The organism is Prevotella bivia DSM 20514 (assembly GCF_000262545.1).
Classification (GTDB): Bacteria; Bacteroidota; Bacteroidia; order Bacteroidales; family Bacteroidaceae; genus Prevotella; species Prevotella bivia.
Window position 1 is genome coordinate 82,910 of record NZ_JH660659.1, and the last position, 24,862, is coordinate 107,771.

Consider the following 24,862-nt stretch of genomic DNA (forward strand, 5'->3'; position numbering starts at 1 on the left):
CATAAAAATCTATAGTGTTAAGGCATTTCAAGTTTATGATAGTTTACTCTAGCTAAAATTTATAGATAATTATAACTCTGGCTGATCTATACCTAGCGTCTTAAAAAACGCATCTAAATCTTTACTCAATCCTTGCATCAAATCACCACCAATAATAGCGATGTCATCATCAACGAGATAAAGTTCTGCAATATGATTGCCCTCATCATCCTCCAAAACAAAACTAAAAGGCATCATAATATTCATACTTTCAATAGTGGAACTTAGCTGTATAAGGACGGCTTGTAAGTGAGGAATAATATTCTTAAAGAATTGGTCATCATCTGTCTCTATCCATTTGTCTACAATGCAACGTGTAATCTCTTCGTCGTTATCGTCAAAAGCAAAAAGATCGCCTGTATCTTGAGACACACGTAAGTGGATGTCTGTTACAACTGGATCGTCGGTGGGATGCGAAAACTTTAGTGCCACTTTTTTAATGAAGCGTTCTAGTTGTTGCTGCGTTTGTTCTGTTAGTTTCATAAGGCAATATTACATTTTAAGTTGGAAGTTGGACAAATGTACAAAAGTTTTTTATGAAAAAGTTTTTTTTATGGTATAATTTAGAAATTAAGTCATTTTTCTGAACCTGCTTAAAAAGAATTAGTATCTTTGTGCATCGTTATATGTAAATACTAAACGTGGAATATAAATAAAATATCACAATTAAATAAGTATGAAACAAACAATTCTTGTTACGGGTGGTACAGGCTTTATTGGTTCACACACATCAGTAGAACTTATCGAAGCAGGTTACGATGTTGTAATAGTTGATAATCTTTCTAACTCAAAGTTAGAGGTTCTTGATGGTATTGAGCAGATTACAGGTGTACGTCCAGCTTTTGAACAAATAGATTTGCGCGATTTTGATGCCACCGAAAAAGTTTTCAAGAAGTATCCTCAAATTAAAGGTATAATCCACTTTGCTGCTTCTAAAGCTGTAGGCGAGAGTATAGAGAAGCCTTTAATGTATTATAGAAATAATGTGATTTCGTTAGTAAACTTGCTAGAGTTGATGCCAAAATATGATGTTAAAGGTATCATTTTTTCTAGCTCTTGTACCGTTTATGGTCAGCCTAAGAATGAAGATTTACCCGTAACAGAAGATGCTCCACATCAGAAAGCAACATCTCCATACGGCAATACAAAAGAAATTAATGAGCAAATTATCTACGATTATATTCATAGTGGAGCAAAGATAAAAAGTGTTATTTTACGCTATTTCAACCCTATTGGAGCTCATTCTTCTGCATTGATAGGTGAATTACCTAATGGAGTACCAAACAACTTGATCCCTTTTGTAACACAAACTGCTATAGGTATCCGTAAAGAACTTACTTTGTTTGGTAACGATTATAATACTCCAGATGGGACTTGTGTTCGCGATTTTATATACGTAGTAGATCTTGCAAAAGCCCATGTGGCAGCTATGACACGCGTGTTAGATAAGGATACAGAAGCTATAGAATACTTCAATATAGGCACAGGACATGGTAACTCAACGCTTGAAATAGTAAATACTTTTGAGAAAGCAACAGGTGTGAAGCTTAATTGGAAGTTTGGTCCTCGTCGTGAAGGAGATATTGAACAAATTTGGGGAGATTGTACACGCGCTAACAACGTTCTTGGGTGGAAAGCCGACACTCCTCTTGATAAGGTTTTGGCATCGGCATGGAAATGGCAACTGAAGCTAAGGGAAGATGGAGTGATGTAAATATATATTTCTTCTAGAATTACTTTATATAAACGAAAGTGAAAGGAATTGTTTACATATTAGGTCTAATGCTTTTGATGGTATTCGATGTATCAGCAAGAGAGTGGACTGCAACTGAAATTCCAATGGTTCATCTTCAAGATTTGCGTAAATACGTATGCGATCCTGAAGGAATTATGTCGGAATCGCAACGCGACACAGCAGATAGTTATCTTTCACGTCTTTATAAAGAGAGTGGGGTGCAACCTGTGTTCGTTATTGTAAACAATGTAAAGGAAGGGGATGTTTTCCGTTTTGCTCAGGACATCGGTAACCAGCAAGGTGTGGGGGATAAAAAGACCAATCGCGGACTTGTTGTCGTTGTAGCCGTAAGTGATAAAAAATACTTTATAGCTCCAGGTGAAGGCTTAGAAAAAGATTTAACCGATGTAGAATGTGATGACATTGCTCGTGCTTGTATTGTTCAGAGTATGCGAGCTAATAATCCCAATGCCGCTATGGTGAACACTGCTAAAGCTATATACAATAAATTTAAAACGGGTAAAACTGGTTTTGAAGAAACTAGTAACAAAAGTAGTGATAGTTTTGCTGGAATTTTCTTTATTTTATTAGCTATATTTATCATTTATATGTATTCACGTGGGAGTAATAATAAAGGAAAAGGTGGTAATGATCGCGGTGGGAGACAGGATAGAAACGGAGGAGTATTCGGACCAATCTTCTGGGGAAACCCTGGACATATTAACGATAATAATTTTGGAGGAGGCTTCGGAGGTGGATCATTCGGTGGTGGTGGTGCTGGCGGAGGATGGTAAACACAAACGGATAGAATTAGAAATTTATAAATGCGAGATAAAAAAATAAAAGTTGAACATAAAATATTAAATAAATGAAGAATAAAGCTTTATGGATTATAGTAGCTCTAGTAGTGGTAATAGGATTATGGGCGCTTAGTGGATATAACAGCATGGTAGATAAGCAAGAAACTGCAACTACGGCGTTGAGTAATGTAGAGGCGGCCTATCAACGTAGAGCTGATATGATGCCACAACTAGCTAAGATAGTAAAAGCGTATGCAAAACACGAGCAAGAGACATTTGTACAAGTAGCTAAGGCAAGAAATAATGCTATACAGATTCATTTGGACGCAAAAAACTTGACGCTTGAAAAGGTGAAACAATTTGAAACAGCTCAATCAGAGTTGGCCTCAGCAATGTCAAGACTTATAGCTGTAGCAGAGAGGTATCCAGACCTTAAGGCTAGTGAAAATTTCAAAGCGTTACAAATACAAGAAGAAGGAACAGAGAATCGTATTAACGAGGCACGTCGTAGCTACAACGAGAGTGTACAAAATTATAACCAAACTATTCGCCATTTTCCAAATTCTCTTATTGCAGGTTTAACAGGTTTTGATAAGATGGTGAAGTTTGAAGCAGCAGCAGGAGCTGAAAAAGCACCAGAATTGGATATTTAACTATAGAAGATTGAGAATTGAAAATAGAGAAATGAGCTATTTATTTGTGAGAGTGAAGTCTTATTTTTCGTTTCTCATATTTTTATTGGATAAGTTGTCCATGACACTAACGTTCTATTATATACTGATTTACGTGTTTTTCTGTAATATTAGTGTAAAAATATTGCGTTAAACTTAGATAATTTTTACTCGTTTTTGCTATAATACTAGGTTTTATTTTGTTATCTTTGCGGTAGATTTTTATTTAAGTATCGAAAAAAACAAAACATCAAAAATGGCTAAGATAAAAACTATTGGTATTCTTACATCAGGAGGAGATGCTCCAGGTATGAATGCAGCAATTAGAGCTGTTACACGTGCTGGCATTTATAATGGTTTTTCCGTAAAGGGTATTTATCGTGGTTATGATGGTTTGATTTCTGGTGACATCAAGTCTTTTACTACTGAAAATGTAAGTGGTATCATAGGGCAAGGTGGCACTATATTAAAAACAGCACGCTCGCAAGCCTTTAAGACTCCAGAAGGAAGAGCAAAGGCATACGAAACAATTCAAAAAGAAAAAATAGACGCACTTGTGGTGATTGGTGGTAACGGATCACTTACGGGTGCGATGCTTTTTGCTCAAGAATATGATATTTGCTGTATTGGATTGCCTGGTACAATTGATAATGACCTATATGGCACAGATAATACCATTGGTTATGATACAACACTGAATACGATTATGGATAGTGTGGATCGCATTAGAGATACTGCACAGAGTCATGAACGTATTTTTTTTGTTGAAGTAATGGGACGCGATGCAGGTTTCTTAGCACAAAACTCTGCTATAGCATGTGGTGCAGAGGCAGCTATTATTCCAGAAGACTCAACTGATGTTGACCAGTTAGCTCGTTTTATGCAACGCGGTATCCGAAAATCAAAAAAGAGCTGTATAGTAATAGTATCCGAAAGTCCAAAGTGTGGAGCAATGTACTATGCTGACCGTGTTCGTAAGGAATTTCCTGATTATGATGTTCGTGTTTCTATCCTCGGACACTTACAAAGGGGAGGAAGACCCTCGGCACGTGATAGAATATTAGCAGGCAGAACAGGTGTTGGTGCAATAGAAGCAATTTTGCAAGGACAGAGAAATATTATGGTTGGTGATAGAAACAATGAACTTATTTATGTTCCTCTATCTGAAGCCATTAGAAAGGATAAGCCTTTTGACAAAAAACTTATTAAAGTCTTAGATGAATTAAGTATCTAAGGGTTCAAGGAATAAAAGAGTAAATTTAGAATATTAAAACAAAATATAAGATATTATGTCACAAATAATCGGGCGTATTTCACAGATCATTGGTCCTGTTATCGATGTTTATTTTGATACAAAAGGTGAAGATCCTGAAAAGATTTTACCTAGAATTCATGATGCACTTAGAGTAAAAAGACCAAATACGGGAGATCTTGTCATTGAAGTACAGCAACATATTGGTGAAGACACTGTACGTTGTGTAGCAATGGACAACACTGAAGGTTTGCAGCGTAACTTAGAAGTTATGCCTACTGGTGCTCCTATTGTAATGCCTTCTGGTGATCAGATAAAGGGTAGAATGTTGAATGTGATAGGACAGCCAATTGATGGTATGGAGAGCTTAAATATGGAAGGCGCATACCCTATCCACCGCGAAGCTCCTAAATTTGAAGAACTTTCTACGCGCAAAGAAATCCTATCAACTGGTATAAAGGTAATTGACTTGCTAGAACCCTATATGAAGGGTGGTAAGATTGGTTTGTTCGGTGGTGCTGGTGTTGGTAAGACCGTGTTGATCATGGAACTCATCAATAATATTGCTAAAGGACATAATGGATATTCTGTCTTTGCTGGAGTAGGTGAACGTACTCGTGAAGGTAACGACTTGATCCGTGATATGTTAGAGTCGGGGGTAATAAAATATGGTGAAAAATTCCGTGAAGCTATGGATCAAGGTAAATGGGACCTCTCACTCATCGATAAAGAAGAATTAAAGAAATCGCAAGCTACTTTGGTTTATGGACAGATGAATGAACCTCCTGGGGCTCGTGCTTCAGTAGCCCTATCAGGTCTTACTGTTGCTGAAGAATTTCGCGATCATGGAGGTAAGGACGGAGAAGCTGCAGATATTATGTTCTTTATTGACAATATTTTCCGTTTCACTCAAGCGGGTTCAGAGGTGTCTGCTTTGCTTGGTCGTATGCCTTCTGCTGTAGGTTATCAACCTACTTTAGCAAGTGAAATGGGTGCTATGCAAGAACGTATTACATCTACAAAAAATGGCTCTATTACATCTGTACAAGCTGTATATGTGCCTGCAGACGACTTAACCGACCCTGCTCCTGCAACAACTTTCTCTCACCTTGATGCCACCACTGTATTGGATCGTAAAATTACTGAGCTTGGTATCTATCCAGCTGTTGATCCATTGGCAAGTACATCACGTATTCTTGATCCACTAATCGTAGGTAAAGATCACTATGAGTGTGCACAGCGCGTGAAAGAAACTTTGCAACACTATAATGAACTTCAAGATATTATAGCCATCTTGGGTATGGACGAATTATCTGACGAAGATAAATTAGTAGTAAACCGAGCACGCCGTGTACAGCGTTTCTTATCACAACCATTTACAGTAGCAGAACAGTTTACAGGTATTAAGGGTATAATGGTTCCTATTGAAGAAACTATCAAAGGTTTTAATGCTATTCTTGATGGTGAGGTTGATGATCTTCCAGAACAAGCATTTTTGAATGTTGGTACTATTGAAGATGTAAAAGAGAAGGCTAAGAATTTACTAGATGCTGCTCAAGGCTAATTTCTTTAGGCAAATACATTATTGAATACAGAAATGCTTACATTGAAAATAATATCACCTGCAAAGATAATCTTTAATGGTACAGTAGACAGGGTACTTGTACCAGGAGAGAAAGGAGACTTTGAAATTTTAGTCAATCATGCACCTATTATTTCTACACTCGTTGCTGGTAAAGTAGTTTATACCATAAATGCTAGCCAGCTGCAATTAGATATTCTAGGTGGGTTTGTTGAAGTTCAGAAGAATGAAGTTAATTTGTGTGTTGAAATATAAAGCCTAAAAAATAAGATAGAAAATTTGATATATGCTAGAAATTGATAAAATTGTTTCTCAATACAGAAAAAAAAGTACTTGGCTCATTATAGGAATATCACTTGTGGCATTACTTGTAGCTCAAATACTTGCAAAGAGTTCTTTTTATCAGTTTGTCATATTTAATGCACTATTTACTTTATTTTTGAGTGGCTTATATATTAAAGTATGGAAACTTGTCGCAAGATATTCTCCGCAATATATTGGAAAATTCTATTTAGGAGCATCAGCCGTTAGGTTTATTTTAACATTAGTTGTTGCAATAATAGGTGTTCTAGTATTTAGTAGAGGAAGATATGAAAGGATGAGCTTTTTACTTATACTTTCTGCTTATTACTTTTTCATACTGTTTTTTGACACAGCCTTTTTCTATCAATGCGAAAAGGAAGGTAAATTAAATAATAATAAAGAATGAAATTATTCAGACAACACCTCTGTTTAATATTGCTGCTATTAGCAAGTTGTCAGCTATATGCTAGAGATATGTCCCAAAAAGCAAATGTGGATGTTAAAGAAATTCTATGGGGGCATATTAAAGATTCGTATGAATGGCATATAACTGATATAGGAGAAAAGGAGCATAAGACAGCTATTGTCTTACATCTCCCTATTATCGTAAAGACAACTACAGGTTGGCATATCTTCAGTAGTAGCCAATTTGAAAAAGCAGAAGATCCTGAAGCAGACAGAATTGGTCCATATAATCTAGTTATTAAAAGTGGTAATGCATCTACGCATCCAAACAAGATTGTAGAGGTAGTTAATGGACACGAAATTGTTCCTTGGGATTTCTCTATAACAAAGACAGTTTGTGTGTTATTTATCAATGCTATAATACTTCTACTTGTAATTTTAATTCCTGCAAGATGGTGCAAGAAGCACAAGTTAGACGATCCTGCCCCTAAGGGCTTTATTGGATTGATGCACATGTTTATACAAAGTATTTATGAAGATGTAGTTGTAGCCTCGCTAGGAAAAGAGGCACCAAAGTATGGTGCTTGGCTACTTTCTTGTTTCTTCTTTATATTTATTTCTAACTTAATGGGAATTTTACCTTTCCCGCCAGGTGGAGGTAATTTAACGGGTAATATCGCATGTACTTTCTTCTTCGGAGCAACTACATTTTTGATAACAAACTTCACAGGAACAAAAGAATATTGGAAAGAAGTATTTTGGCCAGAAGTTCCTACATGGTTAAAGGTACCCGTTCCTTTGATGCCTTTTATTGAATTATTCGGTATATTCACTAAGCCTATGGCGTTGATTATCCGTTTATTTGCAAATATGCTTGCAGGACATGCTATAGCTTTAGCACTAACTGCTGTTATATTTATAATGTATGGTATAGCAGAAAATGCAGCTGTTAATTGGGTTGCAGGAACTAGTTTTTCTATAGTGAGTGTATTAATGGGTGTATTTATGATGTTACTAGAATTACTTGTATGCTACATTCAAGCTTTAGTATTTACAATGCTAAGTACCGTTTTTATTTCTTTAGCACATGTACACCCACATAAGCATGAAGCATAAAAAATAGGAAAATAAGAGATATTAAATAGAAAACTAATAAAAATTTAAAATTAAGATTATGTTATCATTATTATTAGCAGATGTTGCTATCGCAAAGCTAGGTGCAGCACTAGGTGCTGGTTTGGCAGTTATTGGTGCAGGTATAGGACTTGGTAAGATCGGAGGTAGCGCTATGGAAGCTATGTCTCGTCAACCAGAAAAACTTAATGACCTTCGTATGTCTATGATTATTGCAGCAGCTCTTGTTGAAGGTGTTGCTTTGTTTGCTGTTATTATTGCCCTATTGGCAATTGTAATGTAATTAGAGCTATATAAAAATAAATAGAAAGGACAAAAACAGCGTATGGATTTAGTAAGTCCTAGTAGTGGTCTGCTTTTTTGGATGACTCTTGTCTTCTTGATTGTTTTCTTTATCTTGAGAAAATGGGGCTTCCCTGTGATTTTAAAGATGTCAAGCGATCGTAAGGAATACATAGATGGGAGTATTCGTAAGGCTAAAGAAGCCCATGAGAAGCTTGCCAATATACAAAAAGAAAGTGAATCCATTTTACAAGAGGCTCGTGAGAAACAGGCTTTAATATTAAAGGAAGCCACTACTACTCGAGAGACAATTGTTAGTCAGGCGCAAGATAAGGCACGTGAAGAAGCTGCTCGATTGGTAGCCGATGCTAAGATTGCTATTGAAAACGAAAAGCAAAATGCTCTTCGTGAAATTCGTAATCAAATGACAGAACTAAGTATCAATATTTCTGAGAAAATTCTTCGTGATAAGCTATCAAGCTCTGATGTTCAGATGGATTACATCAATCGTTTGCTGGATGATGTTTCTTCTTCAAATAATCAAAGTAACTAACAGCTTATGGATTTAGGCGTTATATCGGTTCGCTATGCACGTGCACTTCTCAAGAGTGCTACACAACAAGGGATCGAAAATCAAGTCTATAATGAGGCACAAACTCTATCAGATAGTTATAGTCAGGTAGCAGAATTGTGCAGCACTATAGATAATCCTATGCTCCAAAAAGATGCTAAACTACGATTGCTAATAATAGCAAGTGGTGGTGAAGGCATTTCTGAATTAATGCAAAATTTCTTAAAATTAGTTCTTAAAGAGGGTAGAGAAGCAATCCTACAGTTCATGGCGCGCTCTTACGTTACGCTTTACAGAAAGCAGAAGAACATTATCCGTGGAAAGCTAACCACAGCAATAGCTGTATCTCGAAATATAGAATCAAAGATGCAGAAGATGGTGGAAGCAAAGACACAAGGAACTGTAGAATTTGTTACAGAGATTGATCCTGATATTATCGGAGGATTTATCTTGGAATACGATACCTACAAAATGGATGCTAGTGTCAAATCGAAGTTGAGAAGTATCCTCTCTCAATTAAAAAAGTAATTAGAAAATGTCAGATAAAATAAGACCAAGTGAAGTGTCAGAAGTACTCTTAAAAGAGCTTCAAGGCATCAACTCTGAAGAAAAATTTGACGAGGTCGGTACCGTACTTACTGTAAGTGATGGCGTTGCTCGTATATATGGACTTCGCAATGCCGAAGCCAACGAGTTGTTGGAATTTGAGAACGGCACTATGGCTATCGTGATGAACTTGGAAGAGGACAACGTTGGTTGTATTCTTTTAGGTTCAACCACTGGTATTAAAGAAGGGCAAAGTGTAAAACGTACACACCGTATTGCTTCTATCCGCGTAAATGACAATTTCTTAGGTCGTGTAGTAAACCCTTTGGGTGAAGCTATAGATGGTAAGGGAGATATTGATCTTACCAATTCCTTTGAAATGCCTTTGGATAGAAAAGCACCTGGTGTTATCTATCGTCAGCCTGTAAAGGAACCTCTTCAAACGGGTTTGAAAGCAGTAGACTCTATGATTCCTATAGGTAGAGGGCAGCGTGAGTTGATTATTGGCGACCGCCAAACAGGAAAAACGGCAGTAGCTATAGATACCATTATCAATCAGAAGAGTTTCTATGAACAAGGAAAACCCGTTTATTGCATCTATGTTGCTATCGGTCAGAAAGCATCTACTGTGGCAGCATTAGTTCAAACATTAAGCGATCATGGTGCTCTCCCTTATACTATCATCGTAAGTGCTACTGCAGCTGATCCAGCCGCTATGCAATATTATGCTCCTTTTGCTGGTGCTGCTATTGGTGAATATTTCCGTGATAGAGGACTCTCTGCACTCGTAGTATATGATGATCTATCTAAACAGGCTGTAGCATATCGTGAAGTGTCCTTGATTTTGCGTCGTCCTTCTGGTCGTGAAGCTTATCCTGGTGATGTTTTCTATCTTCACTCTCGTTTATTAGAACGTGCTGCACGTATCAATAATGAGCAAGAAATTGCTGAGCAAATGAACGACTTACCTGAAGCTTTGAAAGGTCATGTTCGTGGTGGAGGTTCCCTTACTGCTCTTCCTATTATTGAAACACAAGCTGGAGACGTTTCTGCATATATTCCTACCAATGTAATTTCTATTACAGATGGTCAGATTTATTTGGAGTCTGATCTTTTTAATCAAGGCTTCCGTCCAGCTATTAACGTAGGTATATCTGTATCACGTGTAGGTGGATCGGCTCAGATTAAAAGTATGAAGAAAGTAGCTGGTACGTTGAAGATTGATATGGCACAGTATCGTGAGCTTGAAGCATTCTCCAAGTTTTCTTCAGATATGGACACCGTAACAGCAATGACTTTGGATAGAGGTCGAAAGAATAACCAGTTACTTATTCAGTCGCAATATTCTCCAATGCCAGTAGGTGAGCAGATTGCTATTCTTTACTGTGGTGTGCATGGTTTAATGCGAGAAGTACCTGTAGATAAAATACGTGAGTGTCAAGATATGTTCCTAGAGAGCATGCGCTCTTCCCATTCAAATATCCTAGATACATTCGCTTCTGGTGCATTGAACGATGAAGATACTAAGGTTGTAGAAGATGTAATGGCTAACATTGCAGGACAATTTAAATAGAAAGGTTAAGATAGATGCCATCATTAAAGGAAATAAAAACTCGAATAGCTAGTGTAAATAATACTCGTAAAATTACGAGTGCTATGAAAATGGTAGCTTCTAGTAAGCTTCATCATGCACAGTCAGCGATAGAGAGTATGCTTCCTTACGAAGGAATGTTGGAGCATATGCTAAGTTCTTTCTTAGCAGCTACTCCCGAAGCTGATACACCATTTAGTGTAGAACGTCCTATAAAGCGTGTGGCTCTTATTGTATTCTCTTCTAGTAGTTCGCTCTGCGGTGGCTTTAATACCAATATTATTAAAGCTATGCACCAAGCGATCAAGTCTTATCAAGAACAAGGTGTTAGCAAGGAAAATATTACAATTTACCCTATAGGACGTAAAGTTTACGAGAATGCTAAAAAGATAGGATATACTATCGTTTATCCTTATCCAGAACTAGCAGAAAAGCCAAACTCTGAAGATGCTCGGAAGCTAGCTGTTGAGGTTAGTCAGAAGTGGGCTGACGGTGAATTTGATAAAGTGGAACTTATCTATCATCATTTTAAGAGTGCTGGAACTCAGATTCTAATGCGTAAGACATTCTTACCAATAGATATTAACGCGGAACTCTCATCTGATAAAGAGCGCGATTTGGATTCTAGTCTTTTCAAGAGTACTTCTATCCAAAATAACAAGAATACCTCTATGGAAAAGCCAGCACCTCTTAATTTGCTTAATGACTACTTCATCGTAGAGCCAGATACAAGAACTGTACTACTATCATTGGTGCCACGTTTATTGCATCACATGATCTATACAGCTAATCTTGATAGTAATGCATCCGAACATGCTGCACGTATGGTTGCCATGCAAACAGCAACGGATAATGCTGATGAATTATTGCGTACACTTAATTTGCAATACAATAAGTCTCGACAAGCTGCTATTACTTCTGAACTTCTTGATATTATGGGAGGTTCCGTCAATAGTTAAGCATATTTAGAACAAAAATATTAAACTCCAATATTAGTATCTCTTAGGAGGCTAGTATTGGAGTTTTTATATAGAAAATATCTAAAGATAGTATTCTATTGTATATTTTCCAATATGTTCGGTAGTATATTTAGAATTTTATTTACCTTTGCGCTTGAAAATAAAGAGGTTTTTAAAAAATAATCGAATGGAAACAGCATATCAAAGGCTTTTGGGCTCAGGGATAAGACCATCTGTGCAGCGTGTTGCTATTATGAATTATCTTCTAGAACATCACACACATCCAACAATAGAGGAGGTGTATAACTATGTAAAACAAGAAATTCCTACTGTTAGTAAGACAACAGTATATAATACTTTACGCATGTTCTCCGAGTGTAATGTTGCCACAATGATCACTATTGATGATCATCGGGTTTGTTATGATGGAAATACCAACCCACATATTCACTTCTTTTGTAAGAAGTGTGAGAAAGTTTTTGATTTTGAAAATATAGAACTCCCAGAATATAAGGGTATTATAGGTAAAGGATTTCAAATAGATGATATGCAATTATACTATAAGGGAATATGCCCTCAATGTTTAGAATACCAAGAGGATAAAATGAACCATAGTAGTACTAATTGCAGGAATAATTAATCTCTATCTAAAATAGTCTATTAAAATAATCATATAGTGGCGAATACTCTACCATCTTTATGGAGTATTCGCTTTTTTAAGGTCTATTCGTTTTTAATATCTGCTAATAAGAAACTACAGCAATAGTAATCTTCTGTTAATTGTATAAGTGATTTTAATTAAGTATATTGTTATTATCTAGTTAATATCTAAAAATAATAGCTATTTTCTTAACTTCTAATTGTTAATCTATTATAGGTTTAATTATATTTGCACTATAAACATATTTAAGAATTAATCTTATCGTATGTTATAGTAATAAAAGAACATTATGAGTAAGAAAGCGATTTGGGCTATTGCAGTTATCATGGGATTATCATTCCTTGGTTTGCTCTTTATTCAGTTTAACTATATTGAAGATATGGTTAATATGAAGAAAGAACAATTCGCCGAGTCTGTTAATCGGGCATTATATCAAGCTTCACGAAATATGGAGCTTAACGAAACCTTACGTTATCTTGAGAATGACATTAATAAAAAAGAGCGAAAAGACTGTAATGAGAATAAGTCGGTAAAAGTGTCTACATCAAAGGCACACCAAGCTCCTCCTTCAGATATCCAAGGTGAACCTTTCTCTTCTTTTGAAAGTAAGCTATCACAAGCTAAGCCTACATTAACACCAAAAGCTTTAATTTTACGCAATGACAGCAATTCCATATCGGCAACAAAACGCGATATGCAGGGAATTGTGAGAAATCGTTATGTATATAAAAAGGCAATGTTAGATGAGGTTGTTTACAACATTCTTTATTCTGCATCCGATAAGCCCCTTAAGCAACGAGTAAACTTCAAGTTACTTGATCAAGATTTAAAAGCAGAGCTAATGAATAATGGAATTGATATTCCTTATCACTTCTCTGTGAGTACTCAAGATGGTAGAGAGGTGTACCGCTGTCCTGACTACGTTTCAGACGGTGAGCAAAATTCATATTCGCAGATATTGTTTCGCAATGACCCCATTAACAGAATGGGAGTTATCAAGATCCACTTCCCTGATATGAATAGTTATATCTTCTCAAGTGTACAGTTTATGATCCCATCGATTATTTTCATTTTTGTCTTATTGGTTACATTTATTTACACGATTGTTACTATCTTCCGTCAAAAGAAGTATAGCGAGATAAAGAATGACTTTATTAACAATATGACCCATGAGCTTAAAACTCCTATTGCTAGTATTTCGCTTGCTGCTCAGATGTTAAACGATAAGTCTTTAAGCAAAACGCCAAAAATGCTCGATCACCTTAGCAATGTAGTTGCAGACGAGTCAAAGCGACTACGCTTCCTTGTGGAAAAAGTACTTCAAATGAGCATGTATGAAAGCAAAAAGGCTGTGTTAAAAAAGACTTATTGCGATATGAATGAAATGGTAGAGAATATTGCTAATTCTTTTTCTCTACGTGTAGAACACACAGGAGGAAAAGTTTATACTGATGTTGAAGCCATTGATTCTACAATGTATGTTGATGAAACCCATTTCCAAAATGTGATTTTCAATTTAATGGATAATGCTGTAAAATATGCTAAACCAGATGAGCCATTAAATGTCTATATGAAGACATGGAACACCAACGAACACTTGTATCTTTCCGTTCGCGATACAGGTATGGGCATAAAAAAAGAAGATTTAAAGAAAATTTTTGATAAGTTCTTTCGTATTCATACAGGTAATCGGCATGATGTCAAAGGCTTCGGTCTAGGTCTAGCCTATGTTAAACGTATGGTAGATTTGCATGAAGGCGAGATTAAAGTATTAAGCGATTATGGAAAAGGTACTAAATTTATTATAAAACTACCAGTTATTCGTGATCCAGAGGAAGAAAATGAAGAATAAATATTTTTAGTAAGACGAAATAATAACATTTAAAGTTTAAGAGATATGGATGAAAAGTTGAAAATTCTATTGTGCGAAGATGATGAAAATCTCGGCACACTCCTTAGTGAATATCTTCAGGCAAAGGGGTATGAAGCTGAGCTTTGCCCTGATGGTGAAGCAGGTTTCAAGGCCTTTGTAAAGAGTAAATTTGATATCTGTGTATTAGATGTAATGATGCCAAAGATGGATGGCTTTGCATTGGCAACAGAAATTCGTCAAGCAAATGCAGAAATTCCTATTATCTTCCTAACTGCCAAACAGCTTAAAGAAGATATTTTAGAAGGCTTCAAGATTGGTGCAGATGACTATATCACCAAACCTTTCTCTATGGAAGAATTAGTATTCCGTATTGAGGCTATTCTTCGTCGAGTTCGTGGTAAGAAGGTAAAGGAACAAACTTTGTATAATCTTGGTCGTTTTGCATTTGATACTCAGAAGCAATTGCTTACACTTGATAATGACCCTGTTAAGATTACTAAGCTCACAACAAAAGAGAATGAACTGTTAGCATTGCTTTGTGCCCACTCAAACGAAATATTACAACGTGATTACGCATTAAAGACTATCTGGATTGACGACAACTACTTTAATGCTCGCTCAATGGATGTTTACATCACAAAGCTTCGCAAGCATCTAAAACCAGATCCAAATATTGAAATTATCAATATCCATGGTAAAGGTTATAAACTAATAATTCCTAATCAGGAATAAAATAAAAAAAATAGGATATATCGCTTTGATATATCCTATTTTTGTATTCTTACAACATAAATGTATACAATATTATTGGTATCAGATAATCCTTAATATTCCTCATAACTCATACTTCTATCTCTTCTTTTTCCTATTGAACCGTTGCACAGGTTTGTATTCTTACAGCACTTGCACATTTGTCATAAAGGTAATGCTACGCCAAAATTTGCTTTCATTACTTGATAGGCAATTTATTAACAACCAACTTATTATAGCAATATCAATAGGTTGAATAGTAAGGCTAACAAAGGAAAAAATAGGACAAATAAGGTTTCTTAATTGTCTGCTTTTATACCTTGTAACAGCTTGATATTCATTGTGTTATAAAAAGGTCGTCTTTTGCGGTGCAAAAGATAACCTTTTCATACGTAATACATCATCTTTTGTGTTGTAAAAGGTGGTGTATTACGATGTAAACGCTTATGTATTGAATAGTAACTTTGAATATTCTTTACATTATAAAGCATTGCTATACCACAATACAAGTACGGAGTAAGGCAGCATTGTTATTGTAGTCAAGCCCCATATCATAGGTAAGCAGACAAATCTGTTTGAGTTTCTTCTTTGTAGTATCTGCATAAGTACTTCTAGCTAATAGCATCCTAATCCCTAAATACCTAAGATGGTGTTTCTAAGGGTATATCATCACTTACAATAGCTCCTTTAGATATTTACCAGTTAAACTAGCCTTGCATTTTACAATATCCTCTGGTATCCCCTCAACAACGAGGTTTCCGCCTTTTTCACCTCCATCAGGACCAAGGTCTATAACATAATCTGCACATTTTATTACATCAAGATTATGCTCTATCACAACAACAGAGTGTCCACGCTCAATGAGAGCATTGAAAGCAGAAAGTAAACGTTTGATATCATGAAAATGTAAACCAGTGGTGGGTTCGTCAAAGATAAATAGGGTGGGTTCTATTTGTTCTTGACCTATGAAGTAAGCTAACTTAACACGTTGATTCTCACCACCAGAGAGGGTTGATGAGTTTTGTCCTAGTTTAATATAGCCAAGTCCCACATCTTCTAAAGGTTGTAAACGTTTTACTACAGTTTTCTTTTTCTGTTCGGTGAAGAAACTTATAGCCTCTGATACTGTCATTTCTAAGATGTCATAGATATTCTTTCCCGCAAACACCACATCAAGGATTTCTTTTTTGAAACGTTTACCATGACACTCCTCGCACTCAAGCACTAGATCAGCCATGAACTGCATCTCAACAGTAGTTACACCAGCACCTTTACATTCTTCACATCTTCCACCTTCTGCATTAAATGAGAAGAATTGTGGTGTGTAGCCCATTTGTTTGGATAGCTGCTGCTCTGCATATAGTTTACGTATTTCATCGTAAGCCTTCACGTATGTAGCAGGATTCGATCGGGTACTTTTTCCTATAGGATTTTGGTCTACAAATTCCACATGCTTTACCTTTTTCCAATCTCCTTCCAAACTAGAAAACTCACCAGGCATATCTGCAACTTCGTCAAGTCTTCGTTTCAAAGCAGGATAAAGTATTCCTTTAATGAGTGAGGATTTTCCACTACCACTCACTCCTGTTACTACGGTAAATATGTTCAATGGTATCGTTACATCTATACCCTTTAAATTATTCATACGAGCACCTTTAATGCCTATTGACATATTCCATGCTCTGTGCGTCTTAGGCACTTCTATCACTTCATTGTGTGTTAAATATTGAATAGTGTGCGATTGTGGATATTGCTCTAATAATTGTTTAATAGATTGCTTATCCGACAACTTTTCATCAAGAGACGAAACATTTCCCTCAAAGACTATTTCTCCTCCTAATTTGCCAGCATTAGGACCAACATCTACTAAATAATCGGCTGCACGCATAATTTCTTCATCATGCTCTACCACTATCACTGTATTGCCAATACCTTGTAGTTCCTTTAATACATGAATAAGCCTTTCTGTATCACGGCTATGCAATCCTATAGAAGGCTCGTCAAGAATATAAAGTGAACCTACTAATGTTGACCCTAAAGATGTAGTCAGATTAATACGCTGGCTTTCACCACCACTTAAAGAGTTAGAATGTCGATTAAGTGTAAGGTATCCCAACCCTACATCTAACAAAAAATGTAATCGACTTGTTATTTCGGCTAACAATCGCTTACCTATTTCTTGTTCGCTAGTCGATAGCTCCAACTTGTCAAACCATTCTTTAAGCTTTACTATTGGCATATCTATCAAGTCGGTAATTGCCTTTCCTGCTATCTTCACCCATGTTGCCTCTTTCTTCAATCGTGTACCGTTGCAATCAGGGCAAACCGTCCTACCGCGATAGCGACTCAGCATTACACGATATTGTATTTTATATTGATTTTCTTTCAACATCTGAAAGAAAGCATCTATACAAAACTTATCATGAATATCCATACCTTTTTCGCAAGGTAAGCCTTTCCACAACTGCTCTTTCTGCTTTATAGTGAGTTTATAGTATGGTTCAAAAATAGGGAAATGATCCTTAGCAGCGCGACGACAAAACTCTTCTTTCCACTGCTTCATCTTGTCTCCATGCCAGCACTGCACACAACCATCATATACAGATAACGAAGAGTCGGGTATTACTAGACGCTCGTCAATACCTATCACGCTACCAAATCCCTCACAAGTAGGGCAAGCACCTAGTGGAGAGTTAAATGAAAACATGTTATCGTTAGGCTCTTCAAAGGTAATACCATCAGCTTCAAAGCGTGTTGAGAAATCATAAGTAATATTTGACGGAAGTACCAAAAGATGGAGTAATCCATGCCCTTCGAAAAATGCTGTTTCACATGAATCAGTCAGTCTCGAAATGCTATCTTTTGTGCCATCTATAGAAAGCCGGTCTATCACTAAGAAAATTTCCTTTTCCTTGCCAATATTTTCTTTATTAACTTCTAGCCAATCTTCTATACGTGTAAAGTTATTATCTATATAAATGCGATTGTACCCCTCTTGCATCTCCATTTCTAACTGTTGCTCAAGGGTTCTTCCATCTGCCACATGCAGTGGTGCTAACACACAAAATTTAGTGCCTTCAGGATATTCCTTTACCTTTTCGATTACATCTTCCACAGAGTGATGTTTCACTTCAGCTCCGCTTATGGGACTATAGGTGCGCCCAATCCTAGCAAATAGCAAGCGTAGGTATTCATATATTTCGGTCGATGTGCCCACGGTCGATCGTGAATTTCTTGATATTACTTTCTGTTCAATAGCAATAGCAGGGGGCAAACCCTTAATAAAATCTACCTCAGGTTTAGCCATTCGTCCTAAAAACTGTCTAGCGTAAGCTGATAAACTTTCTACATAACGACGCTGTCCCTCTGCATATAAGGTGTCGAAAGCCAATGATGATTTTCCAGATCCCGAGACTCCCGTAATAGTTATAAATTTTCCTTGTGGTAATTTTATCTCTACGTTCTTTAGGTTGTTAACCTTTGCACCTTTTACCTCAATATATTTTTGCATAAAAATTGTCTTACTTTCTGTTTTTCTCCTTAACCTTACTCATAAACGATCAAATATCATTTATAAAAGGCAAAAGTACAAAAAAAAATTGGCTCTTTTTTCTATTTACTTTATATTTGCAAGCAAATTACATTTTAAAGATAATAATTATGAGAGTTAAAAAAATAATTATTTTAGCCCTATTGGCTATGCCTATGATGGCTATGGCTCAGAAGTATGAGCCTATACAGGAAACAAAGGTTGAAAACATGAAAGTTAGTGCTGTTTACCAAGCATGGTTGTCAAAATATGAGGAAGTTGGTCGCAATATCAATCAAGTATCTGATCAATATCAGAAAGAAATGGAAAAACGCGGTTATCCAAAGAAGAAGACAGTTCAACGTAAGATGGGGCTTGTCTCTCAATATATCCAACTTTTACAGCAAGAACGTGATACTCCAGAGCTAAACGTTAATCTTGATGTCAATAAAGTAAATCGCAAGATAGCAGCTTGGCAAGAACAATTACAAGGTTTAGGCGAACTTTTGAAAAAAATATAACTAAATATTTATTCAAAGTAATGTAGTAGAAAGTGGTAGAAAAAAGTTGAAGTTTATTCTACCACTTTTTAGCTATTATAAGGTCTTAGTTACGCAAACACCATATAGACAGTTACTAAATTTAATCCGTTGGCGGAATTAAACTAATAGATAAATTTATATGAAAGAAAAGTTGTACATACAATAATTTATTTGTAACTTATTGATATCAAAAACTTTAAGTTTAATAATCCGTATGCATAACTTATATGCAAATACCATAAGAAAACGTATGGCACAGGAAATATCAATGCGTTTACCGCAATGCAATATTTAAATCACATTAATAATAAACCCATTGGAAGAGTCAAGTATGCACTAGCTTAATCCCGCCAACGGGTTTTAAAAGAATGCTTTTAATTCAGATATAAAATGTTTTTAGAAAGGATATATAGCCACTAATCAGCTTTAAGTTATATTTTTTTAGACGAAAAAAGGTAGAATTATTTGGGTAATCCGCTGAAAATGGGTAACTTTGCAGCCGTTTAATACAAAACAAACAATTTAAAATAGTTGAATGAAGAATGACAAAATGAAAATGCAGTACCGCGTGAATGAGCAAATTCGCGTTAAAGAGGTACGTGTTCTTAGTGATGATGGTGCAGAAGTAATGCCTACACGTAGAGCTTTAGAATTAGCTCAGCATGAGGGTGTAGATCTTGTAGAAATATCTCCAAATGCACAACCACCAGTTTGTCGAATTATCGACTATTCTAAATTCCTTTACCAGCAGAAGAAGCATCAGAAAGAGATGAAGCAGAAGCAGGTGAAGCAAGAAATTAAAGAAATTCGTTTTGGACCTCAGACTGATGAGCACGACTATAAATTTAAGCTTAAACATGCCCAAGAGTTCTTAAATGAAGGAAATAAGGTTCGTGCTTATGTTTTCTTTCGTGGTCGTTCTATCCTTTTCAAAGAACAGGGTGAAGTGTTATTGCTGCGCTTTGCAAACGATCTAGAAGAGCTAGCCAAGGTAGAACAGTTGCCAAAGCTTGAAGGAAAGAAGATGTTCTTATACCTAGCACCAAAGAAAACAGGAACGGTCAAGAAGAGCCAGCAGAAACGTGATCGCGAAGGAGCTAATGCCGAGTTTAAGCAGGCAGCAGAAGCTAACAAAGAGCAGGCTGCTACAGACGGAGGCTTATTTGCTAATGCAAAGAATGGTGCTGATGCTCTTAAGAAATTAAATGTAGAAGAATAAAAATGTTTGCAAGTTTCTGACTATTTGTAGTGAGGAATAAGCAGACGACTTGTGCGTAACGTCCTGGTATATACGTTGCCACAGAGTAATAAATATTAATTTTTAAAATTTTAAAAAATGCCAAAGCAAAAGACAAATTCCGGCGCAAAGAAGAGATTCACATTCACCGGTTCTGGAAAGATCAAACGTCGTCACGCTTTCCATAGTCATATCTTGACTAAGAAAACAAAGAAGCAGAAGAGAAATCTTGTTGGTACTACCTTGGTAGATCAGACAAACTTAAAGCAGGTACGCGACTTGCTAAATCTTCGTTAATTATTTAGTCAAACAACATTTAAAAGGAAAGAAAAACTATGCCAAGATCAGTGAATCATGTTGCCTCTAAGGCAAAGAGAACTAAGATTCTTAAGAAAACCAAGGGTTACTATGGTGCTCGTAAGAACGTTTGGACGGTAGCAAAGAATACCTATGAAAAAGGTTTGACTTATGCTTATCGTGACCGTCGTAATAAGAAGCGTAATTTCCGTGCTTTGTGGATTCAGCGTATCAACGCTGCTGCTCGTCTATATGATATGAGCTACAGCCAATTGATGGGAGCTCTTCACAAAAACGGTATCGAAATCAATCGTAAGGTGCTTGCTGACCTCGCTGCTAACAATCAGGAGGCTTTCAAGGCTATCGTTGATAAGGTAAAATAAATATCGGTTAAAACGATATAAAGAAGAAGGTTGTAAATCTATTGATTTGCAACCTTTTTTATATAGAACTATTAAGAGATCATTTCTATTATGCTTTCGCATGTACGTCAGAGTGATTGTTTTGCCAAATAATGGGCTTTACAAGTTCTGTTCCATAAATGTTAAGGTCTATATCTATTATAATCTTTCCAAGCTTATGGTTGGTATGATTATCGCCCATTGTTTGCTCTATCTTTTTGAGTATTAAGATGAGTTGTTTTTTCGATAGGGTAGTAGTTAGTTTACCTGTACAGTTGAGATATTTGTCGGATTTAATACCAATAGGATCAGTCCAGATAGTTTTTGAAAACTGAATATCTGGAAATATATTTGCGAGTAGTTTCTTAGCCTTACAAATATTATCTGTTTGATTTATATTCGATCCTAATGAAATCTTAACCTTCATAATAGGCAAAGATAAGCATAAGTTTTTAAATGTTTGTGAGTTTTTAAGACAAATAGTGTGTAGAATGTATTTGTTTTCTTGTAATTTTGTAACGATAACTATAATTATTTCTTGATGAGACGATTTCTTTTAATAGCTTTTTCCTTTTGTTTAAGTTGTTTTTCAGCATTTGCGCAGCAAATAAAGTGGAATCAAACTTACCAGTCATATATTAACAAGTATAAGGATGTGGCTATTCAGGGTATGTTAGAGTATGGTGTTCCTGCAAGTATCTCTTTGGCACAAGGGTTATTAGAGAGCGGTGCTGGTATGAGTAATTTATCACAACGTAGTAATAATCACTTTGGTATTAAATGTCATGGTTGGACAGGTAGAACTGTTTATCATGATGATGATGCTCGAGGGGAATGTTTCAGAGCGTATAACACCGTTTTGGAAAGTTATGAAGACCATTGTCTTTTCTTAAAAAATCGTCCTCGTTATAGCAGCTTGTTCCAGTTGAGTCGTACCGATTATAGAGGGTGGGCATACGGATTGAAGAAAGCTGGTTACGCTACAAATCCTTCTTATGCGCAGTATCTTATTAATATTATAGAGCTTTATCAGTTGTATCAATATGATAATGCTACTAGTTATGATAGCTTTATGGTGAAGCATAGCGGTGATAAGCCTAATCCTTCTAGTAGAAAACCAATCTTTAATGGTAATGATATGGTTATGGAGAGAGGAGCTCATACTCTACATAAGTATAATGATAATTACTATATTGTTGTTCGCCCATCGGATACCTTTAAGTCATTATCGAGAGAATTGAAGATTAGTGCACATAAGTTGGCTAAATACAATGAGCGTAAGAAGAAGGATAAATTACAACCAGGTGAGTTTATTTGGTTACAAAAGAAGAGGAAAAAAGCACCGAAAAGCTTCAAAGGTCGTCTTTATACGGTGCGCCGAGCAGAGAGTTTATACGATATTGCGCAGAAATATGGTATACGCTTGAAGAGTTTGGTAAAAAAGAATAAGCAACTAGCAGAGAATGGATTGCATATTGGTGATCAAGTCATCCTTTATTAATTTGTTGTGCATACAAGATAGAAGCCCCTTAAACGCATTAGCATTTAAGGGGCTTCTAACTATATTTGATAGTATCAACTACTATTTTACCTCTTTTTTCAAGCAAAGATCTAATTCTTTGCGGATTGCAGTTTCATCAAGATTTTGACCTATAAAAACTAGCTTTTGCATGCGGTCTCCATAAGGTTCTTCCCAGTCTTTAGCAACTTTAGGATTGTTTTTGAGTAATTCGTTGAGTTCTTGTTGTGGCATTGTAGCATACCATTGACCAGCATTGCGTAATTCTACTTGCCTACCTGCTTGCTCGAAAACGTAGCAAATATCGGGTTCTGAAGCAAAATAGCATAAACCTTTACAACGGATAATTTCTTTAGGCCATTTGCGAGCCACAAAGTCATCAAAGAAATTTATATCGAGAGCTGGTCGAGCATAATATACAAAGGTCTGAATGTTATATTCTAAAGCCTCTCCGCTTTCTTCATTTTCTATTCCATGATGGTGGTGGTGATGTCCATGATGATGGTTATTCTCATGATTATGATGTTGTTCATCGTGATCATCGTCTTTATGACCATGATCGTGAGTTTCTTCACCTTCAATGGCGGCTATCCATGCTGGTGATGTTACCACCTTATCAAAATCAAAAGCCTTTGTATTTATAATTTTAGATAGTTCTACATCTCCATAATTGCATTCAATAATTTCTACATTAGGCTGAAGCGCATGTATGATGTTTTTTACTTTTAGAAGTTCTGTCTTGCTTACTTCATCCACTTTATTTAGTAATACAGTATTGCAGAACTCTATTTGCTGGATAAGCAAGTTTTCGATATCGTCCTCGCCAAGATCTTTCTTCATAAGTGTATTGCCTGCAGAAAATTCGTCGCACATACGTTTTGCATCCACAACGGTAACGATAGAGTCTATTATTGCAACACCTTCTTTTGCCATATCTGGGTACATCTGTGGATATACACTAATGGTTTGAGCGATAGGAGCAGGTTCACAAATTCCACTAGCTTCGATAACAATATAATCGAATTTATGTTGTGATATGATTTCATTAAGCTGTTGTACAAGATCCATTTTTAGTGTGCAGCAGATGCATCCATTTTGGAGTGCTACCAAAGAATCATCTTTCTCATCTACAATACCACCTTTTTCTATAAGGTTAGCATCAATATTTACTTCACCTATGTCGTTAACAATAACGGCAAATTTTATTCCTTTCTCATTTGAGAGTATTCTGTTTACGAGAGTAGTCTTTCCGCTTCCAAGATAACCAGTAAGCAAAAGGACAGGAGTTTCTATTTTTTCCATATTCTGTTATAAATATTTTTTATCTATTTTGTTGTTATGTATGTAAAGATACAAACTTTGTGCCACAAAAAAGGAAGTATAAGTGCTAATAAATGCCAATACATAAATATTTATTGGTTGGGTAAGATAATTCTATTATCTTTGTATAATTATTAGAGAAGTTATAAAAAATAAAAGAATAAGCAAATGAAAAAAGTATTTATGGCAACTGCTTTGGCAGTAACATTAGGTGTGCAAACTACTCTTGCGCAAAGTACATCAACTACTAGTACTAAGAAAAAGTCGAATAGTATCTTGGGAGATATTCTCAGTTCAGCAACAAAGGGATCAACACTTGGAGATGTCTTAGGTTCAGTAACAGGTCTCAATAAAATTACAGCAGAAAGTCTTGTAGGTACATGGAAGTATAATGAGCCGGGTATATCTTTTGTTTCAGACAACCTGTTACTAAGTGTTGGTGGAGAGGTTGCAGCAGCAAAGATAAAGAGTAATTTGATGACACAATATAAGAAAGTAGGTATTACAAGTAGTAATACCGTGTTTACTTTTAATAAAAATAAAACATTCAAAGCAAAAATAGACGGTAAACCTTTAGTTGGTACTTGGGTATTGAATGAATCAACACAGATGCTTACATTGAATACTTTGCTGTTTAATTTAAACGGTTATGTACGTGAGAATACCAATGGAATAGAGCTGACTTTTGAATCAAAGAAAATTTTAACTTTATTCCAAACTGTAGCTAAATTTAGTGGAAATGCTACTTTATCTACTATTGGTGATCTGTCAAAGAACTATGATGGGATGCGTGTAGGTTTTAATCTTACGAAGTAAGCTTACTATTTATAGAAAAAGCATCAAGCGGAATATTATAAAGTATT

At 35.9% G+C, this 24,862-nt stretch carries 27 protein-coding genes and 1 pseudogene; 23 read left to right on the forward strand and 5 right to left on the reverse strand.

Features of this window, described 5'->3' with window-relative positions; all coding sequences use genetic code 11:
* Nucleotides 1-69: 69 nt before the first annotated feature.
* Entirely contained in the window at nt 70-522 is a 453-nt protein-coding gene (locus PREBIDRAFT_RS00970) for a hypothetical protein (RefSeq protein WP_004336942.1), read from the reverse strand.
* Between the two features lie 193 nt (nt 523-715).
* Between PREBIDRAFT_RS00970 and galE the strand changes: the two genes are divergently transcribed.
* From galE to rprY, 16 genes are all read left to right on the forward strand, one after another.
* Nucleotides 716-1,753 (forward strand): UDP-glucose 4-epimerase GalE, encoded by a 1,038-nt coding sequence (gene galE / locus PREBIDRAFT_RS00975; protein WP_004336941.1) that lies wholly within the window; start codon nt 716-718, stop codon nt 1,751-1,753.
* Between the two features lie 68 nt (nt 1,754-1,821).
* Complete coding sequence (locus PREBIDRAFT_RS00980; protein WP_004336938.1) at nt 1,822-2,568, forward strand: TPM domain-containing protein; 747 nt, start codon at nt 1,822-1,824, stop codon at nt 2,566-2,568.
* Nucleotides 2,569-2,642: 74 nt separating this feature from the next.
* Nucleotides 2,643-3,227, forward strand: a complete 585-nt coding sequence (locus tag PREBIDRAFT_RS00985; RefSeq protein ID WP_004336936.1) for a LemA family protein — start codon at nt 2,643-2,645, stop codon at nt 3,225-3,227.
* A gap of 274 nt (nt 3,228-3,501) precedes the next feature.
* Nucleotides 3,502-4,479, forward strand: a complete 978-nt coding sequence (pfkA, locus tag PREBIDRAFT_RS00990; protein ID WP_004336934.1) for a 6-phosphofructokinase — start codon at nt 3,502-3,504, stop codon at nt 4,477-4,479.
* A gap of 55 nt (nt 4,480-4,534) precedes the next feature.
* Nucleotides 4,535-6,061 (forward strand): F0F1 ATP synthase subunit beta, encoded by a 1,527-nt coding sequence (atpD, locus tag PREBIDRAFT_RS00995; protein WP_004336932.1) that lies wholly within the window; start codon nt 4,535-4,537, stop codon nt 6,059-6,061.
* Nucleotides 6,062-6,094: 33 nt separating this feature from the next.
* Nucleotides 6,095-6,334 (forward strand): F0F1 ATP synthase subunit epsilon, encoded by a 240-nt coding sequence (locus PREBIDRAFT_RS01000; RefSeq protein ID WP_004336930.1) that lies wholly within the window; start codon nt 6,095-6,097, stop codon nt 6,332-6,334.
* A 31-nt stretch (nt 6,335-6,365) separates the two neighbouring features.
* Entirely contained in the window at nt 6,366-6,788 is a 423-nt protein-coding gene (locus PREBIDRAFT_RS01005) for a hypothetical protein (protein WP_004336929.1), read from the forward strand.
* Entirely contained in the window at nt 6,785-7,903 is a 1,119-nt protein-coding gene (locus PREBIDRAFT_RS01010; RefSeq protein WP_004338978.1) for a F0F1 ATP synthase subunit A, read from the forward strand. Before PREBIDRAFT_RS01005 ends, PREBIDRAFT_RS01010 begins: the two co-directional genes overlap by 4 nt.
* A 58-nt stretch (nt 7,904-7,961) precedes the next feature.
* Entirely contained in the window at nt 7,962-8,204 is a 243-nt protein-coding gene (atpE, locus tag PREBIDRAFT_RS01015; protein WP_004336927.1) for an ATP synthase F0 subunit C, read from the forward strand.
* Nucleotides 8,205-8,246: 42 nt separating this feature from the next.
* Entirely contained in the window at nt 8,247-8,756 is a 510-nt protein-coding gene (gene atpF, locus PREBIDRAFT_RS01020; protein ID WP_004336926.1) for a F0F1 ATP synthase subunit B, read from the forward strand.
* A 6-nt stretch (nt 8,757-8,762) separates the two neighbouring features.
* Nucleotides 8,763-9,302, forward strand: coding sequence for a F0F1 ATP synthase subunit delta (locus PREBIDRAFT_RS01025; RefSeq protein WP_004336925.1), 540 nt, complete (start codon nt 8,763-8,765; stop codon nt 9,300-9,302).
* Nucleotides 9,303-9,309: 7 nt separating this feature from the next.
* Nucleotides 9,310-10,893 carry a F0F1 ATP synthase subunit alpha gene (gene atpA, locus PREBIDRAFT_RS01030; RefSeq protein WP_004336924.1) on the forward strand — a complete coding sequence of 528 codons (1,584 nt, stop codon included), beginning with the start codon at nt 9,310-9,312 and terminating at the stop codon, nt 10,891-10,893.
* A gap of 14 nt (nt 10,894-10,907) precedes the next feature.
* The gene (locus PREBIDRAFT_RS01035; protein WP_004336923.1) at nt 10,908-11,870 is read left to right on the forward strand and encodes a F0F1 ATP synthase subunit gamma; all 963 of its coding nucleotides are present in this window, start codon (nt 10,908-10,910) and stop codon (nt 11,868-11,870) included.
* Between the two features lie 187 nt (nt 11,871-12,057).
* Complete coding sequence (locus PREBIDRAFT_RS01040; RefSeq protein ID WP_004338979.1) at nt 12,058-12,510, forward strand: Fur family transcriptional regulator; 453 nt, start codon at nt 12,058-12,060, stop codon at nt 12,508-12,510.
* Between the two features lie 310 nt (nt 12,511-12,820).
* Nucleotides 12,821-14,383, forward strand: a complete 1,563-nt coding sequence (locus PREBIDRAFT_RS01045; protein WP_004336920.1) for a sensor histidine kinase — start codon at nt 12,821-12,823, stop codon at nt 14,381-14,383.
* Nucleotides 14,384-14,428: 45 nt separating this feature from the next.
* Nucleotides 14,429-15,136, forward strand: coding sequence for a response regulator transcription factor RprY (rprY, locus tag PREBIDRAFT_RS01050; RefSeq protein WP_004336919.1), 708 nt, complete (start codon nt 14,429-14,431; stop codon nt 15,134-15,136).
* Between the two features lie 511 nt (nt 15,137-15,647).
* Here the strand turns inward: rprY and PREBIDRAFT_RS11775 are convergent.
* Both PREBIDRAFT_RS11775 and uvrA read right to left on the reverse strand, forming a co-directional pair.
* Complete coding sequence (locus PREBIDRAFT_RS11775; protein ID WP_262497947.1) at nt 15,648-15,779, reverse strand: hypothetical protein; 132 nt, start codon at nt 15,777-15,779, stop codon at nt 15,648-15,650.
* A gap of 48 nt (nt 15,780-15,827) precedes the next feature.
* Entirely contained in the window at nt 15,828-18,665 is a 2,838-nt protein-coding gene (gene uvrA, locus PREBIDRAFT_RS01055) for an excinuclease ABC subunit UvrA (protein ID WP_004336918.1), read from the reverse strand.
* A gap of 149 nt (nt 18,666-18,814) precedes the next feature.
* Here uvrA and PREBIDRAFT_RS01060 point away from each other — a divergent pair, with 149 nt between their 5' ends.
* From PREBIDRAFT_RS01060 to rplT, 5 genes and pseudogenes are all read left to right on the forward strand, one after another.
* Nucleotides 18,815-19,204 (forward strand): hypothetical protein, encoded by a 390-nt coding sequence (locus tag PREBIDRAFT_RS01060; protein WP_004338980.1) that lies wholly within the window; start codon nt 18,815-18,817, stop codon nt 19,202-19,204.
* Nucleotides 19,205-19,447: 243 nt separating this feature from the next.
* A pseudogene (locus PREBIDRAFT_RS11925) lies at nt 19,448-19,570 on the forward strand (IS982 family transposase); the annotation flags it as partial.
* A gap of 190 nt (nt 19,571-19,760) precedes the next feature.
* Nucleotides 19,761-20,444: a translation initiation factor IF-3 gene (gene infC, locus PREBIDRAFT_RS01065; protein ID WP_004336917.1), complete on the forward strand. Its 684-nt coding sequence runs from the start codon at nt 19,761-19,763 to the stop codon at nt 20,442-20,444.
* Between the two features lie 117 nt (nt 20,445-20,561).
* A complete protein-coding gene (gene rpmI, locus PREBIDRAFT_RS01070) occupies nt 20,562-20,759 on the forward strand; it encodes a 50S ribosomal protein L35 (protein WP_004336916.1) in 198 nt (65 codons plus the stop codon).
* Between the two features lie 38 nt (nt 20,760-20,797).
* Nucleotides 20,798-21,142: a 50S ribosomal protein L20 gene (gene rplT, locus PREBIDRAFT_RS01075; RefSeq protein ID WP_004336915.1), complete on the forward strand. Its 345-nt coding sequence runs from the start codon at nt 20,798-20,800 to the stop codon at nt 21,140-21,142.
* 88 nt (nt 21,143-21,230) lie between these two features.
* Here rplT and PREBIDRAFT_RS01080 read toward each other — a convergent pair whose 3' ends face one another.
* A complete protein-coding gene (locus PREBIDRAFT_RS01080) occupies nt 21,231-21,587 on the reverse strand; it encodes a 2-amino-4-hydroxy-6-hydroxymethyldihydropteridine diphosphokinase (protein ID WP_004338981.1) in 357 nt (118 codons plus the stop codon).
* A gap of 114 nt (nt 21,588-21,701) precedes the next feature.
* Here PREBIDRAFT_RS01080 and PREBIDRAFT_RS01085 point away from each other — a divergent pair, with 114 nt between their 5' ends.
* A complete protein-coding gene (locus tag PREBIDRAFT_RS01085) occupies nt 21,702-22,661 on the forward strand; it encodes a glucosaminidase domain-containing protein (RefSeq protein ID WP_004336913.1) in 960 nt (319 codons plus the stop codon).
* A gap of 81 nt (nt 22,662-22,742) precedes the next feature.
* Here the strand turns inward: PREBIDRAFT_RS01085 and PREBIDRAFT_RS01090 are convergent, their stop codons facing one another.
* Nucleotides 22,743-23,981 (reverse strand): GTP-binding protein, encoded by a 1,239-nt coding sequence (locus PREBIDRAFT_RS01090; protein ID WP_004336912.1) that lies wholly within the window; start codon nt 23,979-23,981, stop codon nt 22,743-22,745.
* 186 nt (nt 23,982-24,167) lie between these two features.
* On the opposite strand from PREBIDRAFT_RS01090, the gene PREBIDRAFT_RS01095 reads away from it, so the two are divergent.
* Nucleotides 24,168-24,815 carry a DUF4923 family protein gene (locus PREBIDRAFT_RS01095; protein ID WP_004336911.1) on the forward strand — a complete coding sequence of 216 codons (648 nt, stop codon included), beginning with the start codon at nt 24,168-24,170 and terminating at the stop codon, nt 24,813-24,815.
* The last annotated feature ends 47 nt before the right edge of the window (nt 24,816-24,862 follow it).

Coding starts and splice junctions, on each gene's coding strand:
- PREBIDRAFT_RS00970 (WP_004336942.1), bottom strand. CDS start 522: ATGAAACTAACAGAACAAACGCAGCAACAACTAGAACGCTTCATTAAA.
- galE (WP_004336941.1), top strand. CDS start 716: ATGAAACAAACAATTCTTGTTACGGGTGGTACAGGCTTTATTGGTTCA.
- PREBIDRAFT_RS00980 (WP_004336938.1), top strand. CDS start 1,822: ATGCTTTTGATGGTATTCGATGTATCAGCAAGAGAGTGGACTGCAACT.
- PREBIDRAFT_RS00985 (WP_004336936.1), top strand. CDS start 2,643: ATGAAGAATAAAGCTTTATGGATTATAGTAGCTCTAGTAGTGGTAATA.
- pfkA (WP_004336934.1), top strand. CDS start 3,502: ATGGCTAAGATAAAAACTATTGGTATTCTTACATCAGGAGGAGATGCT.
- atpD (WP_004336932.1), top strand. CDS start 4,535: ATGTCACAAATAATCGGGCGTATTTCACAGATCATTGGTCCTGTTATC.
- PREBIDRAFT_RS01000 (WP_004336930.1), top strand. CDS start 6,095: ATGCTTACATTGAAAATAATATCACCTGCAAAGATAATCTTTAATGGT.
- PREBIDRAFT_RS01005 (WP_004336929.1), top strand. CDS start 6,366: ATGCTAGAAATTGATAAAATTGTTTCTCAATACAGAAAAAAAAGTACT.
- PREBIDRAFT_RS01010 (WP_004338978.1), top strand. CDS start 6,785: ATGAAATTATTCAGACAACACCTCTGTTTAATATTGCTGCTATTAGCA.
- atpE (WP_004336927.1), top strand. CDS start 7,962: ATGTTATCATTATTATTAGCAGATGTTGCTATCGCAAAGCTAGGTGCA.
- atpF (WP_004336926.1), top strand. CDS start 8,247: ATGGATTTAGTAAGTCCTAGTAGTGGTCTGCTTTTTTGGATGACTCTT.
- PREBIDRAFT_RS01025 (WP_004336925.1), top strand. CDS start 8,763: ATGGATTTAGGCGTTATATCGGTTCGCTATGCACGTGCACTTCTCAAG.
- atpA (WP_004336924.1), top strand. CDS start 9,310: ATGTCAGATAAAATAAGACCAAGTGAAGTGTCAGAAGTACTCTTAAAA.
- PREBIDRAFT_RS01035 (WP_004336923.1), top strand. CDS start 10,908: ATGCCATCATTAAAGGAAATAAAAACTCGAATAGCTAGTGTAAATAAT.
- PREBIDRAFT_RS01040 (WP_004338979.1), top strand. CDS start 12,058: ATGGAAACAGCATATCAAAGGCTTTTGGGCTCAGGGATAAGACCATCT.
- PREBIDRAFT_RS01045 (WP_004336920.1), top strand. CDS start 12,821: ATGAGTAAGAAAGCGATTTGGGCTATTGCAGTTATCATGGGATTATCA.
- rprY (WP_004336919.1), top strand. CDS start 14,429: ATGGATGAAAAGTTGAAAATTCTATTGTGCGAAGATGATGAAAATCTC.
- PREBIDRAFT_RS11775 (WP_262497947.1), bottom strand. CDS start 15,779: ATGCTATTAGCTAGAAGTACTTATGCAGATACTACAAAGAAGAAACTC.
- uvrA (WP_004336918.1), bottom strand. CDS start 18,665: ATGCAAAAATATATTGAGGTAAAAGGTGCAAAGGTTAACAACCTAAAG.
- PREBIDRAFT_RS01060 (WP_004338980.1), top strand. CDS start 18,815: ATGAGAGTTAAAAAAATAATTATTTTAGCCCTATTGGCTATGCCTATG.
- infC (WP_004336917.1), top strand. CDS start 19,761: ATGAAGAATGACAAAATGAAAATGCAGTACCGCGTGAATGAGCAAATT.
- rpmI (WP_004336916.1), top strand. CDS start 20,562: ATGCCAAAGCAAAAGACAAATTCCGGCGCAAAGAAGAGATTCACATTC.
- rplT (WP_004336915.1), top strand. CDS start 20,798: ATGCCAAGATCAGTGAATCATGTTGCCTCTAAGGCAAAGAGAACTAAG.
- PREBIDRAFT_RS01080 (WP_004338981.1), bottom strand. CDS start 21,587: ATGAAGGTTAAGATTTCATTAGGATCGAATATAAATCAAACAGATAAT.
- PREBIDRAFT_RS01085 (WP_004336913.1), top strand. CDS start 21,702: ATGAGACGATTTCTTTTAATAGCTTTTTCCTTTTGTTTAAGTTGTTTT.
- PREBIDRAFT_RS01090 (WP_004336912.1), bottom strand. CDS start 23,981: ATGGAAAAAATAGAAACTCCTGTCCTTTTGCTTACTGGTTATCTTGGA.
- PREBIDRAFT_RS01095 (WP_004336911.1), top strand. CDS start 24,168: ATGAAAAAAGTATTTATGGCAACTGCTTTGGCAGTAACATTAGGTGTG.